The following is a 16,919-nucleotide window of genomic DNA, read 5'->3' on the forward strand; positions in this document are numbered from 1 at the left end:
CGTCAGAAGATCGAGGAGTAGGCGTTGAGGGCGAGCTGTCCGCCGAGGTGGGCGTAGAGGACGGTCGAGTCCGATCCGATGGTGCCGTCGCCGACGAGGTCGAGCAGTCCGGCCATCGACTTGCCCTCGTAGACGGGGTCGAGGATGACGCCTTCGAGCCGTGCGGTGGTGCGGATCGCGCCCACGGTCGATTCGTCGGGGATGCCGTAGGCGGGACCTTCCCAGCCGGTGCGGACGTCGACCTCGTCGTCGGTGATCTCGCGGCCGAGTCCGATGAGGTCGGCGGTGGTGTTCGCGATGCGCTGCACCTGGTCGCGAGTCTTGTCGATCGTGGCGGAGGCGTCGATGCCGATGACTTTGCGGGGGCGGCCGCCGGCGGCTTCGAGTGCGGCGAATCCGGCGATCATTCCCGCGTGCGTCGAGCCGGTCACGGTGCACACGACGATGGTGTCGAAGAAGACGCCGAGTTCCTTCTCCTGCTCGGCGACCTCATAGGCCCAGTTCGCGAAGCCGAGTCCGCCGAACTTGTGCTCGGAGGCACCCGCCGGGATCGGGTAGGGCTTTCCGCCGGCCTCTTCGACCTCGGCCAGGGCGTTCTCCCAGCTCGAACGGATGCCGATATCGAATCCGGCCGAGTCGAGACGCACATCGGCACCCATGATGCGCGAGAGTTCGATATTGCCGACTTTGTCGTTGCCCGGATCCTCCCAGTCGACCCAGCGCTCCTGCACGAGGCGGGCCTTCAGTCCCAGGTGAGCGGCGACGGCGGCGACCTGGCGGGTGTGGTTGGACTGGTAGCCGCCGATCGAGACGAGGGTGTCCGCCCCGGAGGCGAGGATGTCGGGGACGATGTACTCGAGCTTGCGGGTCTTGTTGCCGCCGAAGGCGAGTCCGGAGTTGACGTCCTCGCGCTTGGCCCAGACGCGGGCCCCGCCGAGGTGGTCGCTCAGTCGCGGGAGCTCGTGGACCGGGCTCGGACCGAAGGTCAGTGGGTGGCGTTCGAAGTCGGTGATGGCCATGGTGTCCTCGGTTCTCTGGGCGATGTGTCCTGGATCGCATCGTGCAATATGCAATATATTGCATTTCGGAGAAGCATACAATGGGTAGATGAATCGGCTTCGACGTCAGATCGACGCTCGATGACAGATCGACGTTCGATGACTCGAGAATCCGTCGCCGCACACACCCGCGCCCAGCGCCGCCCGAAGAGAGGACAGAACGTGCCGATCCCCACGGACAGCCCGGCGCCGCACCGCACCCTGCTGCGCGATGACGTCTACCGGTCGATCCGCGACGCCATCGTCCGCGGTCAGCTCGCCCCCGGCGAACAGCTGCGCGATCAGGAGCTCGGCGCCTGGCTCCAGGTCTCTCGGACGCCCGTGCGCGAGGCTCTGCAGCGTCTCGCGCAGGCGGGTCTCGTCGTGGCCCAACCGGGAAAGATGACGAGAGTCGCCCCCGAGGACCCCGATCTCATCGTCAGCGCCCGCCAGATCGCCGCCGAACTCCACGCCCTGGCCTTCGACCTCGCATTCTCCGCGCTCGACGAGGCGGCGCTTCACCAGATGGAGCAGGCCAATGACCGGCTGAGTGCGGCCCTGGCGGCCGGCGATGCCGAGGCGGCCATCGCGGCCGACGACGACTTCCACGAGGTGGCCCTCGATCGGTGCGCCAACCCCCTCATCCCCGAGCACCTCGAGGTGGTCACGGCCACCCTCCGTCGCGCAGAATTCCTTCACTTCGAGTCGGTCAAGGGCTCGGCCTCGCCCGAGCAGCACATCGAGATCATCAGCGCGGTCCGGGCGGGGAATCAGAGACGAGGCGTTGCGCTGACCAGAGCGAACTGGTCGACGATCACCGGGCAGCAGCCCTAGGAAATGCCGCTGATTCATTAAGTCATATGATGACTTGTGTTGGAGTCCTCACCACAGATCACCGACGATCAGAGGACCGAGGATGTCATCGACGACGAAAACACTCACGACCACACTGCTCGCGGCGGCCGCGAGCCTCGCGCTCCTGACGGGGACCGCCGGACCGACAGCAGGAGCATCGTCGGGCACGCCGCACTCTTCGAGCCCGCAGCCCGCCTCCACGACCGCTGCCGCGCAGCCATCAGCAGGTTCGATGCCGACCGCCCTGTCGGCCGGCTGCGGCACAGAGCAGAAGCCGGGCAACGACGAGAAGACCATCACCACGGCAGACGGCGAGCGCAGCTTTCGGATCAACATCCCGCGCGACTACGAGATCGCGACTCCCCTGCCGCTCGTCCTCGGGTTCCACGGCAACGGTTCCGACGGCGCCGAGTTCCAGAATTACACCGGCCTGCCGCAGCTGCCGGCGATCACGGTCTTCCCCGACGGCGACCTCAACGACGGCAAACGCTCCTGGCAGGGGGCGCCCTACGCCAGCGGTGCCGATGACGTCGCGTTCGTGGCCGACCTGCTCGATGAGGTCGAATCCGAGCACTGCATCGACCTCAATCGGATCTTCGCCACCGGCAAGTCCAACGGCGGCGGAATGGTCTCCGTGCTCGCCTGCCATCTGCGCGATCGCTTCTCCGCCTTCGCCCCCGTCGCCGGCGCCTACTACCCGCAATCGACCGAGGGGTGTGACTACTCGATCCCGACGCCGATGCTCGCCATCCACGGCACAGGCGATGCCACGATGCACTACGACGGCGGCCACCGCCAGGGCGAGGACTACCCGAGTGTGCGCGATTGGATCCGGCCCTGGGCAGACGCCTCCGACTGCGAGAAGGAGACCGAACGCCAGGTCGGCCGCAAGGGCGAAGACGTGGTGCGCACCCAGTGGACGCAGTGCGGAGCGGGAAGCCACTCGGCCGTAAAGCCCGGCAGATCCGCCGCCGTCGAGCTCTACTCCGTCGCCGACGGCGGCCACGTCTGGCCGGGCGAACTCGTCTACAGCGGCGGCGGGTACGTCACGAAGGACTTCTCGGCCACGGACACGATCTGGGACTTCTTCCTCAGCCATCCGGGCGCGACGCAGGGACCGGACCAGAAGTGACCGGACAGTGCCCGGTCAAGAGTGACCGTTGACACACCGATCATCAAAGTGATTAGATGACTTAAACACTTGAAGGAGAGCACCATGACGTCCACTGTCGGACTCGTCGAACGGCTCACGCGTGAGATCGTCAAAACCATTCGCACCGAAAACCTCCAGCCCGGGCAGACTCTGCCCTCGGCGAAAGAGCTCGCCTCCCGCTTCGAGGTCACCGTGCCCACCGTCCGGGAGGCCCTGCGCCGGCTCGAAGCGACGGGGTCGGTCGAACTCAAGCACGGCTCGGGCACCTACGTCCGCGAAGCGATCAATCGCCGCATCCTCGACAACCCGCACTATGTGCCCGTCGACCTCGCCGCCGCCATCGAGCTCCTCGACGCCCGCATCGCCATCGAACCCGGCATCGCCGAACTCGCCGCCGACGTACAGGACGCCGATGCCGTCGACTCGATGGAGTCCGCGCTCGACAATGCCCTCCAGGTCACGACCGCGGTGCCGGCCGGACACTTCCACGTCGAACTCGCCCGCGCCTCGGGCAACCGTGCCCTGCACGAGATGCTCGTGTCCCTGCTGGCCATCCATTCCCGCACCCAGCAGGCGGCACGCACGAGCTACGACCGTCTGCGCGATCACGACGAACACGCCGACATCCTCGACGCCATCCGCCGCGGCGACGGATTCGAAGCCTCCCACCGCACCCGCAAGCACCTCGAGGCGATCAAGGCCGCCGTCCTCGCCGACTGGGCCGACGGCACGACCACGGCCGACGACACGGTCCGGGCAGACGACGCCGCCCACACCGGCGACACCGGCCCCACGGAAGGATCACGACGATGACCCGGCCGACGATCACCGAGATCCGTTCGCATATCCGCGACTACGCCGACCTCACCTCACTCGAGGTCGAGCGTGCGAAGGAACGCCGCAGCCTGCTCGTCCTTCCCGTCGGCGCCTGCGAACAGCACGGTGACGGACTTCCTCTGGGCACCGACAACATCCGTGCCGCTCACGTCGCCCGCGCAGTCGTCGACGCGCTCACCGATGGCGACTCACTCACCGACGGCGCCCGGGGACGGGCCGGCAGTGCCTTCGTTCTGCCGAGCATCGACTACGGCGTCTCCCCGCATCACCGGTTCCTGCCGGGCACGATCAACATCGGCCCCCGGCTTTTCATCGACCTCGTCACTTCGATCGTGCATGAACTCGCCGATGCCGGGTTCGACAGACTCCTCGTCATCACCGGCCACGGCGGCAACCTCGCCGCGCTCGGTGTGGTCCAGCAGTCTCTGCTCGCCACCCGCCCCGACTTCGTCTTCGCCTATGCCCCGGTCTCGGCGCTGGCCAGTGAGACGACCAAAGCCCTGCCGCGCACCGAGGTCAGCGGCCACTGCGGGGAGTCCGAAACGTCCCAGATGCTCGCCATCGACGCCGACCTCGTCGACACCGACCATCTCAACCCCGGCGCCACCCGGCTCGATGATCTCGAGCCGCGCGCCCGACTCTCGCGAACGAAGTCACCGTCGACAGCGGTGACGTTCGACCGCTACGCCGACAACGGCGTGCTCGGCGATCCGCGGACCGCCACGGTCGCGGCCGGGGAGGGCATCCTCGGCGAGGTCGTCGACCGACTCGTCGCCTACTGTCGGGAGCTGCAGAGACTGTGACAGCCGCTTCTCACTGACCGGCCGCCCCGGCCGAATACCCCACCCCGTCATCACCCGATTCCAGCGCCGGAGTCACCGGGCCCTGGCGGTCCCTGCCCCAAAACACTGCCCGGCACCTCCGTCCGACCGTCCTCATCCGACCGGATTCCATCCGGATCCATCCGCCTGGACTCTCAGGAGCTCACATGAAACCGACCCAGACCACCGACACCGCGCAGACGTCCGAGCAGGAGAAGCTGCCGCTGGTCATCCGCGCCCTCAACGTCATCGAAGTCGTCGGCAACAAGCTGCCGAACCCCTTCTGGCTGTTCTGGATCCTCGCGGCGATCCTCGCCGTGTTCAGCCTCGTCCTCTCCTTCGCCGGCGCAGGAGTCGAGGATCCCGGCACCGGGGAATGGACCCCGGTGAACAATCTGCTCAGCGGCAAGGGTGTTGCCATGGCCGTGAGCACCGCGCTCGACGCCTATGAGACGTTTCCGCCGCTGATCACGATCATGGTCGTCATCATGGGTGTGGCCCTGGCCGAGCGCACGGGCCTGCTGTCGACGGCGATGAAGGTCTCGATCGCCCGCGTCCCGGCCGGGCTGATCGTGTTCACGGTCGCGTTCATGGGCACTGTCTCACACGTCGCCTCGGCGGCGGCCTACGTCATCCTCGTGCCGCTCGGCGGAATGGTGTTCAAGGCCGTCGGCCGCTCCCCCGTCCTCGGCGTCATCGTCGCCTACACCTCGATCGCCTCCGGCTACGATGCCAGCCCGATCCCGACACCCAATGATGCGATCTTCGCGGGCATCACGACGGCCGCGGCGAACATCATCGATCCCGACTACATCGTCACCCCGATCGGCAACTGGTACTTCAACATCGCCAGCTCCATCCTGCTGGCCGTCGTCATCACCATCGTCACCGAGCTCGTGCTCATGAAGCGCGACAACCTCGAGGCCGATGAGGATGCCGAGCACGAAGACCTCGTGATCTCCGACAAGGAGCGCTCGGCTCTGCGCCTGGCCATGTTCGCCGTCATCGCCGCGGTCGTCGCCATCGTCGTCCTCGTCGTCCCCGAGGGGGCTCCTCTGCGCGGTGACGGACCCTTCGGCGAGTCCCCCTTCCTCACCGGAATCGCCTTCCTCATCGCCATGCTCTTCGGCATCGGCGGCATCGTCTACGGCTTCCGCGAGGGCACGATCGAGACCTTCTCCGACGTCCCGAAGCTCATGGGCCAGGGACTGGCGTCGATCTCTGGGGTCCTCGTCCTCTTCTTCGCCATCGCACAGTTCCTCGAGTACTTCGAGTGGACGAACATCGGCATGCTCGTCTCGGTGTCCGTGTCCGAACTCTTCACCGGCCTCGGTCTGCCGACCTGGGTGGTGTTCATCCTCGTCCTGCTCGTCCTCTCGGTCGTCAACGTGCTCATCACCTCCGGTTCGGCGATGTGGGCGATCATGGCTCCGGTCATCGTGCCGCTGCTCATGCTCCTCGAGGTGCCGCCGGAGACCTCGCAGGCGATCTTCCGCATCGCCGATTCCGGTTCGACGGCGATCACCCCGATGAGCCCGTACTTCATCCTCGCGCTCGGCTTCATGCAGAAGTATCAGAAGAGCGCCGGCATCGGCACGCTCGCCTCGCACACCCTGCCGCTGGCGGTGTGCATGACGATCAGCTGGAGCCTGCTGTTCTTCCTGTGGTGGGGTCTGGGCATTCCGCTCGGTCCCGATGCGCCGGTGCGCTGACCATGCCCGCGCGCAGTCGGAACAGTCGGTCGCCGCTCAGACACTGAGCTCCTGCACTGCCGAGGCGAGGACTTCGACGCCGGCGCGGCAGTCCTCGGGTGTCGAGTATTCCCGGGGGTTGTGGCTGATCCCCTGGTATCGGCCGCGGACGAAGACCATGGCGGCCGGGGCGATCGCCGCCATCTCCTGCGCGTCGTGACCGGCCCCGGACATCAGTCGCATCGAATCGTATCCGCGTTCCTTCGCGGCGGACTCGAGGACGTCCTGGACCTCCTCGGCGAAGGGAACCGCCTTCGTCCGGGCCATCTGTGCGGTCTCGACGCGCAGCCCCGGCTGGCTGTCGGGAAGTGTGTCGAGGAAGGCGGCGAGGTCCGCCTCGGCGCGGGCCATGTCCTCATCATCGGGATTGCGCAGGTCGACGGTGATCTCGGCCCGGTCGGGCACGACGCTCGGCAGCCCGGGCGAGGTTGTGACGTGCCCGACCGTCGCGCGCAGCCGCCCGTATCTCCCGGAGTCGACCATGCGGCGGACCTCGATGATGATCTGTGCGGCGGCCAGGCCGGCGTCGATGCGCAGTTCGGTCGGGGTGGTTCCCGCATGGGCGGCACGCCCGTGGAGGGTCACCTTCTGCCAGGAGATCGACTGGACTCCGGTGACGATGCCGATGGGACGATCCTCCTGAGCCAGCACCGGACCCTGTTCGATATGGCATTCGAGGTAGGCATGCGGCGGCTCGAGGCGGGCCGGACGGTCTCCCCTGAAGCCGATGCGCATCAGCTCGTCCCCGAGCCTGGCACCCGCGGCATCGGTGAGGCCGTAGGCGTAGTCGAGACTCAGCCTCCCCGCCGCGACGGCGGATCCGAGCATATCCGTGCCGAAGCGCACCCCCTCTTCTTCGGTCCACGCGGCCACGACGATGGGACGGCGGGGACGCAGCCCCGCCTCGGCGAAGGAACGGAAGACGGCCAGTCCGCCGAGCACTCCGAGGCAGCCGTCGAAGGCACCGGCGGTGGCCACGGTGTCGATATGCGAGCCGATGAGCACCGGTGCGAGCTCGGGTTCCCGACCTTCGCGGCGCCCGAAGATCGTGCCCATCTCGTCGATTGTGATCTCGAGGCCCAGCTCCTCCATCCAGGAGACGAGCAGTTCACGGCCCGTCCGGTCCTCGTCGGTCAGCGACTGCCGGTTGACTCCGACGAGGCCGGTCGCCTCGTCGTCGAAGGCGCCGATCGCGGCGAGTTCCATGAGGTCGGCCCACAGTCGGTCTCCGTCGATGCGGAGGTCTGAATTGTCCTTGTGGCCTGTGGTCGCGGTGGTGGAGGTCATTGAGTGTCCTTTCTCGAGTCTCTGCTGTCGAGCCTACGAACACATACCCATGAAATCGATAGACTTACTTCCACCATCACTCATGAACTTCTCTCATGAGATTCTCTCTTGATCTGCACCGCGCTGGAGGCACGATGTTCAGTCTCAGACGGCTCCGCCTGCTGCGGGAGGTCGCGGCGCGGGGCAGCCTGGCCGCCGCCGCTGCCGCTCTGGGCCAGGACCCGTCCTCGGTGTCCCATCAGCTCAAGATCCTCGAGACCGAGGCCGGCGCTGTGCTGCTCGAGCGCGTGGGGCGCGGAGTCCGCCTGACCGAGGAAGCACAGATCCTCGTCACCCGCACCGAGGCGGTCCTGCGTGAACTCGAAGCCGCAGAGGCCGAGATCGCCGAGGTTCGGCATCGAGTGGGCGGGACTGTCCGTATCGCCGCCTTCCAGACGGCCCTGCACACGATCGTGCCCGGCGCTCTCGCCCGGCTGGCCGGCGACCATCCCGACCTCACCGTCATCACGACGCATATCCGCACCGAGGATGCCGTCCCGGCGCTGCTCGCCCGGGATTTCGACCTCGTCCTCCAAGAGGACTATCCGTCGCGGCCCGCCCGCCGTGACGAGGGAGTCGAGACCGAGGTGCTCGGCGACGACGAACTCTGCCTCATCACTCCCCGCACCATCGACGCCGAGGCTCCGCCGAGCCTCGCCGACTGCGCCCACCACGCCTGGGCCATGGAACCGGCCGACACCCGTGCCGGGCACTGGTCGCGTGCCGAATGCCGGAGAGCAGGCTTCGAACCCGCGGTGCACACGGAATCCTCCGATATCGTCCTGCTCGTCCGACTCGTCTCCCTCGGCCTCGCTTCGGCGCTGGTTCCCCGCCTGTCGCTGCAGGCTGCCGCTGCGAGCACGGGCACCGATTCCGGGACGATCACGACGAGCCGACTGCCCGAACCTGCGAGCAGGAGGCTCTCGACGGCGATCCGCCGCGGCAGTGCTCGGGCTCCGCGGATCATCGCCCTGCGTGCGGCTCTCGCCCACGAGTTCGCCAAGCTCTGAGCGTGGGGGTGTCGCTGAGTTTTGAAAGTTTTGTTCACGAACGGCGTCCGCTCGGATTCTGTCATCTCCGCCGGAGCAGCCGGTGCGTCGAGGGCGGGCCAAGTCACGCCCCCGAACGCTCCGACTGCACCGCCTGACCTGGAATGATGACGAACGACCGGATTCGACAGGGAAGCTTTTGACCAGGTCTCACAGGCGCCCGAGCGCTCACCCTTGAGCACGACGGCGGCAAAACCTGTTGACGCTCAAACTTCACCCGCGATACTGTCTGGTAACACCCCGTAGTAACTTACGTCACATGCCGATGCCGACCATGCCGTCGGTGGTCAAGGAGGATCAATGAAGTTCCGCAATCCCAGCCTGATCCGCAGGCTCGTCTCATCTCACGCCGGTCGCATCGCGATGGTCGCGATCCCCACCGGCGTCGTCTCGGCCATGCTCATGGGCGGGGTGGCCCAGGGAGCGGTCCCGGTCTCGTTCGCCATCTCCGGCACTCAGTTCAAGATCACCTCGTCGCAGCTCGAGGGAACCGGCTTCTCCCAGTACAGCGGAGTCGCCAAGGACGCCGAGGGCGGCGAGCACGCCGTCGTCACCGCGAACATCAAGGACGCGACACTGGAGAACCTCTGTCAGTCGGCTGTCCAGGAGACTCCTCTGGGCAAGGTCGGCATCCTCATCAAGGCCGGCGGAAAGGGCACCCCCGCCTCGGCGAAGGACCTGCAGATCGGCATGACCGGACTCGAGGGCGATGCGGAGTTCAAGAACATCCGCATCGGCGTCGACGCCTCCGACGTCAACACGAAGGCCAAGGGAAGCAAGGGCGACTTCGCTCAGGACTCCGACACCATCTCCATCAAGGGCCTCAAGCAGGACTCCTGGTCGACCACGGCTTCGGTCTTCACGCTCAAAGACATGTCGCTGAAGCTCACCGACGGATCCGAGACGTGCGACTGATGAAGGACTCAGCAGCCAACGGGCAGCCGACCGATGAACGGGAGGCCGCCGAACAGGAAGCCACCGTGCAGAAGACGAGCCTGCTTGCGCTGTCCCGGCGGAGTCGACGCGCCGATGAGCGGAGTGACCACCTCGAATCCGGCGTCGAGACGGCAGAATTCGCCGTCCCGACGCCGGAGGCGGGGGATGCTGAGCGCAGCGAGGGGGCCGAGATGACCGAAGGCGCCGAGAAAGGCCGAGGGTTCAAGCATTGGCGTCGGCAGCGTCCGTTCATCGGGGGTGTGCTTGCAGTGCTCGGAGGAATCGAACTGTTCTTCTCCGGCCAGCTGGACCTCGGCAATATGCAGATCCAATTCGGCATCGAGGGTCTGCAGGCGACGGTCATCCCGATCGTCATCGTCGTGCTCGCCCTGCTGTCGATCTTCCGGCCCACGCACCATGTCTTCTACGGGATCATCGGCCTCGTCCTCGCAGTCTATTCGCTCATCGGAGTGAACCTCGGCGGATTCATCATCGGCATGCTGCTGTCCACCATCGGCGCGATCCTCGTGGTCGCATGGATGGGACCACGCGGACCGAAGGAATCCGAAGCCGCTGAGGGGGAGACTGCATGAGGGCACCCAGCCGCCGCACGGCCTCGATCCTGGCGGCAGCTGTCCTGATCCTCCCGACGACTCTCGGGGCGGGATCGGTTGCAGCCGCCCACTCGTCACCGCTGTGCTCGCTCGTGGGCACGTGCGATGACGACGATTCCGCCAAGTCCCAGGACCCCGCACCGGCGGGAAGCCTGTCGCCCGGAATGCCCGTGAAACCAAGCGATCCGCCTACGACGGGCCCCTCGCTGCCCGCACCGGGCCCCACGGATGAACCGAGCGAGGAGCCGACGGAGGAACCTTCGGAGGAGCCCACGGGCCCGGGAGGCCTGGGACTCGATGAGCCCAGCGACGACCCGACCGAGGACGAGGATTCGGATGAGGATTCGGAGGAAGAGGGCAACGGCGAATTCCCGTCCGATGCACAGATGGATGAGAACGCGCCGGTCTTCACGAAGACTCCGGCCGCAATGGGCTCGGAAGGACTGTCATTCAAGGGCCTCAAGGGAATTTCGTTCGTCTCCGTGCCCACCGCAGACGGCGGGAGCATCGTGACGCTGAAGCTGCAGGCCGACGAGATCTCGATCAACGGGTTCTCACTGACCGTGAAGCCGCCTGACGAGGATCACGGGCTGGTGACGACGGCCGACACGATGACGCTGAAAGGCGATGTCACCGTGTACATCGGCTCGATCACCGCCACGACGAAGGACGGGAAGTCGCTGACCCTGGGCCCGGAGACGCCGCCGCCCATGGACGACGTCGAACCGGGATTGCTGAGAGTGACCATGGGGCTCGTCGGCTCGACCGCCGATGGGATCTACTACTCCAACACCGATCAGAAGCTCAAGAAGGCCGACTGACCCGTTGAGGGGAGACGGTGCCCCTCACCGAGGCGGCACCGCCCATCGAGGCGGACAGGCACGAAGGCCGCGGACTCAGTCCGCGGCCTTCGTGCATTCCTGCCTAGCGCCGGCCCTCCAGAAATCCGACGAAGGCACGAGCCAATCGCCGACCGCTGTCGACGAGTGCGGAATCGTGAGCCTCGACCTCGGCGATGATCGAGTCCTCGGTCTTGCCTGCCGGCAGGGCGAGATCGTTGCCGCTCAGCCAGCGAGCGATCTGACCGGCGCCGGTTTCCGGGTGGAACTGAGTGCCCCACGCACTCTCGCCGAGGCGGAAGGCCTGGACCGGCGCGTCGGAGCCGGTGATGAGGAGTTCTGCCCCTGTCGGCAGCGCCATCTCCTCCTGATGGAAGAGCACGGACGGCAGGGGCCCGTGGGCCAGTGCCCCGAAGACGGGGTCGGACCCGCCCGCCGAGGTGGCTCGCAGTTCGTAGATCCCGATCTGCGGGTGCATCCGACGAGTGATCGGAGCGTGGCCTGCGACGGCGAGCATCTCCCCGCCGAGGCAGATATTCAGGCTCGGGAACTCTCCGGCGATCGAGCGCCCGAGCAGCCGTCGGACCTCGGGAAACCAGGGATTCTCGGCATCTTCGAGGGGTCCGGCGGACCCGCCGAGGACGACGAGGGCGTCGAAAGAACCGGCCGGACCGGCCGCGGAAGCATTCGGATCGCGGTCAGGCGCCTCGGCGGGGAGCGCCTCGGCGGGGATCACTTCGCCGAGATACGGTCGGGTCACCACCACCTCGGCGCCGGCTTCGGCCAGCCAATCGCCGAACCGTTCCGGCCCGGTTCCACGTTCATGCTCGATGGCGAGGATGCGCACCCTGCGCGGGAAATCACTGCTCATGCCACCATTGTGGCCTTTCACCGAGGCTTTGGGGCGAAACGCGTCTGTCGAACGGTGCACGGTTCGACAGACGCTCGCCGCCTTGGACGACGGCAGCAACCCTACTCGGCGGTCACGGCCCGCCCGTTCACGACCTTCTTGCGCAGAGCGAGGAAGAACAGGACGAGGCTGACGGACAGGGCGATGTGGCCGAGTCCGGCGATGCCGGCGATCATGGCGTTCGACACCTCGCCGAGGACGGTGAGTGAGCCGTGCCAGATCATCATGCCGACCGTGAGGACGATTCCGACGTTGTAGAGCCAGAAGAACCACGAGAACAGCCTCGACCCGGACAGTCCGAACAGCTTGTCCAGCGCGAGGACGAGGAGCATGACGATGAAGCCGAGCGTGAGCAGGTGGGTGTGGACCACCGCGAGCTGCGTGAACTCGCCTTCGGGGAAGTCGTTGGCCTCGGTGAATTCGCGGTAGAACAGTCCCGCGAGGACTCCGATGATCATGTACGTGAATGCTGCAGAGAATGATTTCTTCATGCTTCCACTCCATCAGGATCCCCGCGCGGAAACCTGATCCGCACGATTGAACTGCATCCCCAACTTTCGATTGATGTTCCATCACACAGGCATCCGAAGCCGCGGAACGCGGGCGCGGAGCCCGTGGCACGGCTAGCCTGGTGGCATGGCCATGGAGACCCTGTTCGCGAAGATCGACCACATCGCCGGCGGCAAGAAGGCCGGCATCCTCGTGCCGTCGGAAGGTCTGGAGCTGCCGAAGACGAAGCGCGCCTTCGCGTGGATCACCTGGCTGCTGCTCTTCGAGCTCGTCCTCGGTTTCGGGGCCGTGGTCTACGCGATCATCATCGCCCGCGCGGGCGAGCCGGTTCCCTTTGCCGTGTGGATGCGCACGGTCGTCGTCCTCGGCATGACCGTGACCCTCTTCTACTTCTTCTGGCGCGCGACCAAGGGCTTCTACTGGGGCTACCAGCGCCTGCGCCTGTTCACGCAGATCTTCCCCATCATCACCCTTGTCATGGCCGCGATCCCCGGCCTCTACCCGGTGTGGATGATCACTGAGCAGATCGTGTTCAGCCTCGTCATGATCGGCGTCGGCGATTTCCTCACCGGCGACCACCTGCGCGAGGTGTTCCGCAGACCCGAGGACTGAGAACCCCCTTTGCCCGCCCGACATCCCTCAGCTCATCCCGCCGCCCCAATCCTCACCCGGCAACGAGACGGCGCGCCTCCTCCTGATGAGCCGCGATGAGCGCCTCCTTGTCGAGTTCGACTCCGTCCGCGCCGATGGCGCGGCCGTCGATGACCCGCCACTGTCCGCCGACCATGACCCGGTCGGCCTTCTCCGCTCCGCAGAGAACGAGCGCGGGAATCGGGTCGTGCGATCCGGAGAACGGGAGGCCGTCGAGGCGGAACATCGCGAGGTCAGCTTGCCTGCCGACTTCGATGGTGCCGATATCGTCGCGGCCGAGCGCGGTCGCCGATCCCTTCGTCGCCCAGTCGAGGACACGGTCGCAGGTGACCGCCTCGGCGCCGTAGCGCAGGCGTTGGATGTAGAGGGCCTGGCGAACCTCGCGGATGAGGTTCGAAGCATCATTCGATGCGGATCCGTCGACGCCGAGTCCGATAGCGACTCCGGCGTCCTCGAGTTCGACGGCGCGGGCGATGCCCGAGGCCAGCCGCATGTTCGAGGTCGGGCAGTGGGCGACAGAGACCCCGGCGGCACCGAGGCGACCGATCTCCGAATCGTCGAAGTGCACACCGTGCGCCAGCCAGGTCCGCTCCCCCAGCCATCCGACGGATTCGAGGTAGTCCACAGTGCGCAGCCCGAAGGTTTCGCGGCAGAAGTCCTCTTCGTCGATGGTCTCGGCCAGGTGGGTGTGGAGGCGGACATCGAGTTCCGCGGCGAGTGCGGCGCTGTCGCGCATGAGTTCGGTGGTCACGGAGAACGGGGAGCACGGGGCGAAGCCGATCTGGATCTGGGCGCCGGGTCCTCTTTGGTGGAAGATCTCGACGAGGCGGCGGGAGTCGTCGAGGATGACATCCGAATCCTGGACGGTCTGCTGCGGCGGCAGCCCTCCGGCCTCCTCGCCCAGGGACATCGACCCGCGGGTGAGCATGGCGCGCATGCCGAGTCTCCGGACGACGTCGACCTGAATGTCGATGGCCTCGTCCATGCCGGACGGAAACAGGTAGTGGTGGTCGGCGGCGGTCGTGCATCCGGATTCGAGCAGCTCAGCCATCGCCACGGTCGTGGCCAGTTCGAGAGCGCGCGGGGTCAGTCTGGCCCACACCGGGTAGAGGTTCAGCAGCCACCCGAACAGCGACAGGTCCGCGACGGGCGCCCACGCCCGGGTCAGCGTCTGATAGAAGTGATGATGCGTGTTGATCAGCCCGGGAGTGATCACGTGCGCAGAGGCATCGACGACTTCGAGGGCCTCGTCAGCGCCGGTGGCCCCGTCGGCCCCGCCCGATGAGGGCTCGCCGCCTGCGGGGACGAGTTCGACGATGGTCTCGGTGGCCCGGTCGATGACGATTCCGCGCGCCGCCTGATCCTGATCGACACCGGCACCGAGGTGGACGGCCAGCGGATCGCGCAGCCAGAGTCTCGCTGCCGGACGGATCCCTGATGCCTGGGAGTTCTCTGGTCCTGGGCGGTTCCCCGCTGCCGGTGTGTCGGTTTCGTTGGTGTCGATCATCCTGTCGCCTTTCAGCTCTTGAACCGTACGCGTCGAGCGCGCACTATTGGTCTGTGGCGACAGAACTGGGGCCGACGCCACCAGCTCAGGCTTTCCGGCGTCTGCTGCTCCGCCGTTCGGTATCTCATCGGTGATCCCCGACTGTACCCACTGGTCGGTGGGACGGTACGATGATCCAAAACCATCGAACTGAGCGAACGATCAGTAGATTGCCGAGGATGAGTACACGACTCCCGTGGACTCTAGCATGTGCCGCGAGTCACAAAAACGGCTTGCGAGCCAAATGGTATTCCTTTAGAGTTTTGCGATAAGGAATATTCCTTTCGCATAACGGAATTATGCAACCGATCCCTCGGTCGAACTGATGCCCGCTCGCATGCCAAACCGGCCACTGAGGTCGGCAAGTCACAGTGAGGTCTTCACACCGAGGACGTACTCAATGGAGAGATAGATGTCGGTATCCCATCAATCACCCAGCAGCGACCGCAGATCAGCGGTCGGCAGCAAGCCGGCCCGGCCGGAGGACGAACGGCTTCCAGTCGGCAGCTCCTTCGCCTACGGGCTGCAGCATGTGCTCACTATGTACGGCGGAATCATCGCGGTTCCCCTCATCATCGGCAATGCCGCCGGCCTCGACGGCAACGGCATCAGCCTCCTCATCGCCTCCTGTCTCTTCATGGGCGGTCTGGCGACGATCCTGCAGTCGGTCGGTGTGCCGTTCTTCGGCTCCCAGCTCCCTCTGGTCCAGGGCGTCTCATTCGCCGGCGTCGCGACGATGACGTCCATTCTGGCCGGCGGCGATGGCCTGCCTGCGGTCTTCGGATCGGTGCTGGTCGCCTCGGTGATCGGCCTGATCGTCGCGCCGGCTTTCGCGCTCATCGTGAAGTTCTTCCCGCCGGTGGTCACCGGCACGGTGATCACGACCATCGGGCTCTCACTCATGCCTGTGGCCGCAGGCTGGGCCATGGGCGGCGACGCCGAGGCCGCCGACTACGGCAGCATGCGCAATATCCTCATCGCCGTGGTCACCCTGGCCATCGTGCTCATCCTCAGCCGGATTCCCGTCGCCGTGATCTCCCGACTGTCGATCCTCCTGGCCATCGTCATCGGCACCATCGGCTGTCTCATCTTCGGCTGGGCCGATTTCTCCCATGTGCTTGATCGCGGCATCTTCGCGTTCCCCGAGCCATTCGCCTTTGGTATGCCAACCTTCTCGGCTGCGGCGATCATCTCGATGTTCATAGTCATCATCGTCACCTTCGCCGAGACCACTGCGGACATCATCGCCGTCGGCGAGATCGTCGACACGAAGGTCGATTCCAAACGCATCGCTTCGGGACTTCGTGCTGACATGCTGTCGTCGGCCGTCTCACCGATCTTCAACTCCTTCACTCAGTCGGCGTTCGCACAGAACGTCGGCCTGGTGGCGATCACCGGTGTGAAGTCGCGTTTCGTCGTCACTGCCGGTGGTGCGATCCTCGTGGTTCTCGGCCTGCTGCCGGTGATGGGCGGTGTCGTTGCTGCGGTGCCGACGCCGGTTCTCGGCGGCGCGGGCATCGTCCTGTTCGGTACGGTCGCCGCTTCGGGCATCCGCACGCTGTCCAAGGTCGAATACGAGGGCAACCTCAACATGATCATCGTGGCGGTCTCGCTGGCCTTCGGCATCATCCCGGTCGTTGAGCCTGACTTCTACAACGCATTCCCGGACTGGGTCGGCATCATCCTCCACTCGGGCATCTCCTCGGCCACGCTCATGGCGGTGCTGCTCAACCTCGTCTTCAACCACATCGGTGCGCGGACGAAGGACCGTTCGGACCGTTCGGTCTTCGTGGCAGGCACCGGTCGAGTCATCCGCAAGGAAGAGCTGCAGCGACTCATCGACAACGAGGCCATCCTCACCGAGGGCGACACCGTCAAGAACGGGAAGATCGTCGACTGCAACGGAGAAGAGGTTCCCGTCGTCACCGAGAAGCAGCACGAGAAGGTCATCGACGCCACCGAAAAGGGTGAGGTCCGCTGCCAGGACGACGTCCGCCGCCTCATCGCCGCGGATGAGGACTAGAACGACCGCTCGAGCCCCGGCCGCCGTCTGGAGGGACGATCGGCCGGGGTAACGTGCAGAA

General features: G+C 66.1%; 16 protein-coding genes. 11 read left to right on the plus strand and 5 right to left on the minus strand.

What is annotated here, in order from left to right:
- Positions 1-2: 2 nt before the first annotated feature.
- The gene (locus tag GUY37_RS18545; protein ID WP_166828842.1) at positions 3-1,019 is read right to left on the minus strand and encodes a 1-aminocyclopropane-1-carboxylate deaminase; all 1,017 of its coding nucleotides are present in this window, start codon (positions 1,017-1,019) and stop codon (positions 3-5) included.
- A 138-nt stretch (positions 1,020-1,157) separates the two neighbouring features.
- Here GUY37_RS18545 and GUY37_RS18550 point away from each other — a divergent pair, with 138 nt between their 5' ends.
- The 5 genes from GUY37_RS18550 to GUY37_RS18570 all read left to right on the plus strand — a co-directional run bounded on the left by GUY37_RS18550 (position 1,158) and on the right by GUY37_RS18570 (position 6,415).
- On the plus strand, positions 1,158-1,871 hold the full coding sequence (locus GUY37_RS18550; protein WP_166828845.1) for a GntR family transcriptional regulator: 714 nt from the start codon (positions 1,158-1,160) through the stop codon (positions 1,869-1,871).
- Between the two features lie 82 nt (positions 1,872-1,953).
- Positions 1,954-3,024 (plus strand): alpha/beta hydrolase family esterase, encoded by a 1,071-nt coding sequence (locus GUY37_RS18555; protein ID WP_166828848.1) that lies wholly within the window; start codon positions 1,954-1,956, stop codon positions 3,022-3,024.
- An 84-nt stretch (positions 3,025-3,108) separates the two neighbouring features.
- A complete protein-coding gene (locus tag GUY37_RS18560; protein ID WP_166828851.1) occupies positions 3,109-3,858 on the plus strand; it encodes a FadR/GntR family transcriptional regulator in 750 nt (249 codons plus the stop codon).
- Positions 3,855-4,685, plus strand: a complete 831-nt coding sequence (locus GUY37_RS18565; protein ID WP_166828854.1) for a creatininase family protein — start codon at positions 3,855-3,857, stop codon at positions 4,683-4,685. Before GUY37_RS18560 ends, GUY37_RS18565 begins: the two co-directional genes overlap by 4 nt.
- A gap of 185 nt (positions 4,686-4,870) precedes the next feature.
- Positions 4,871-6,415 (plus strand): AbgT family transporter, encoded by a 1,545-nt coding sequence (locus tag GUY37_RS18570; protein ID WP_166828857.1) that lies wholly within the window; start codon positions 4,871-4,873, stop codon positions 6,413-6,415.
- Between the two features lie 36 nt (positions 6,416-6,451).
- Here the strand turns inward: GUY37_RS18570 and GUY37_RS18575 are convergent, their stop codons facing one another.
- Positions 6,452-7,741: a M20 family metallo-hydrolase gene (locus tag GUY37_RS18575; protein WP_166828860.1), complete on the minus strand. Its 1,290-nt coding sequence runs from the start codon at positions 7,739-7,741 to the stop codon at positions 6,452-6,454.
- A 134-nt stretch (positions 7,742-7,875) separates the two neighbouring features.
- On the opposite strand from GUY37_RS18575, the gene GUY37_RS18580 reads away from it, so the two are divergent.
- The 4 genes from GUY37_RS18580 (at position 7,876) to GUY37_RS18595 (ending at position 11,200) form a co-directional block, all read left to right on the plus strand.
- Positions 7,876-8,790 carry a LysR family transcriptional regulator gene (locus tag GUY37_RS18580; RefSeq protein WP_166828863.1) on the plus strand — a complete coding sequence of 305 codons (915 nt, stop codon included), beginning with the start codon at positions 7,876-7,878 and terminating at the stop codon, positions 8,788-8,790.
- A 339-nt stretch (positions 8,791-9,129) separates the two neighbouring features.
- Positions 9,130-9,744 (plus strand): DUF6230 family protein, encoded by a 615-nt coding sequence (locus tag GUY37_RS18585; protein ID WP_166828865.1) that lies wholly within the window; start codon positions 9,130-9,132, stop codon positions 9,742-9,744.
- Entirely contained in the window at positions 9,744-10,358 is a 615-nt protein-coding gene (locus GUY37_RS19045) for a DUF6114 domain-containing protein (RefSeq protein WP_208094723.1), read from the plus strand. The genes GUY37_RS18585 and GUY37_RS19045 overlap by 1 nt, the downstream gene beginning before the upstream one ends.
- Complete coding sequence (locus tag GUY37_RS18595; protein ID WP_166828868.1) at positions 10,355-11,200, plus strand: hypothetical protein; 846 nt, start codon at positions 10,355-10,357, stop codon at positions 11,198-11,200. Before GUY37_RS19045 ends, GUY37_RS18595 begins: the two co-directional genes overlap by 4 nt.
- A gap of 103 nt (positions 11,201-11,303) precedes the next feature.
- On the opposite strand, the gene GUY37_RS18600 is transcribed toward GUY37_RS18595, so the two are convergent.
- Together GUY37_RS18600 and GUY37_RS18605 are read right to left on the minus strand one after the other, a co-directional pair.
- Positions 11,304-12,089: a type 1 glutamine amidotransferase gene (locus GUY37_RS18600; RefSeq protein ID WP_166828870.1), complete on the minus strand. Its 786-nt coding sequence runs from the start codon at positions 12,087-12,089 to the stop codon at positions 11,304-11,306.
- Positions 12,090-12,190: 101 nt separating this feature from the next.
- Positions 12,191-12,619 (minus strand): DUF2871 domain-containing protein, encoded by a 429-nt coding sequence (locus GUY37_RS18605; RefSeq protein ID WP_166828872.1) that lies wholly within the window; start codon positions 12,617-12,619, stop codon positions 12,191-12,193.
- A gap of 145 nt (positions 12,620-12,764) precedes the next feature.
- Between GUY37_RS18605 and GUY37_RS18610 the strand changes: the two genes are divergently transcribed.
- A complete protein-coding gene (locus GUY37_RS18610) occupies positions 12,765-13,250 on the plus strand; it encodes a hypothetical protein (protein WP_166828875.1) in 486 nt (161 codons plus the stop codon).
- Positions 13,251-13,302: 52 nt separating this feature from the next.
- Here the strand turns inward: GUY37_RS18610 and GUY37_RS18615 are convergent, their stop codons facing one another.
- Positions 13,303-14,796 (minus strand): 8-oxoguanine deaminase, encoded by a 1,494-nt coding sequence (locus GUY37_RS18615; RefSeq protein WP_166828877.1) that lies wholly within the window; start codon positions 14,794-14,796, stop codon positions 13,303-13,305.
- A 451-nt stretch (positions 14,797-15,247) separates the two neighbouring features.
- On the opposite strand from GUY37_RS18615, the gene GUY37_RS18620 reads away from it, so the two are divergent.
- Positions 15,248-16,858 (plus strand): nucleobase:cation symporter-2 family protein, encoded by a 1,611-nt coding sequence (locus tag GUY37_RS18620; protein WP_166828880.1) that lies wholly within the window; start codon positions 15,248-15,250, stop codon positions 16,856-16,858.
- Positions 16,859-16,919: the final 61 nt, after the last annotated feature.

Origin of the sequence: Brevibacterium limosum (genome assembly GCF_011617705.1) — a bacterium.
In the GTDB taxonomy this organism is placed as follows: domain Bacteria; phylum Actinomycetota; class Actinomycetes; order Actinomycetales; family Brevibacteriaceae; genus Brevibacterium; species Brevibacterium limosum.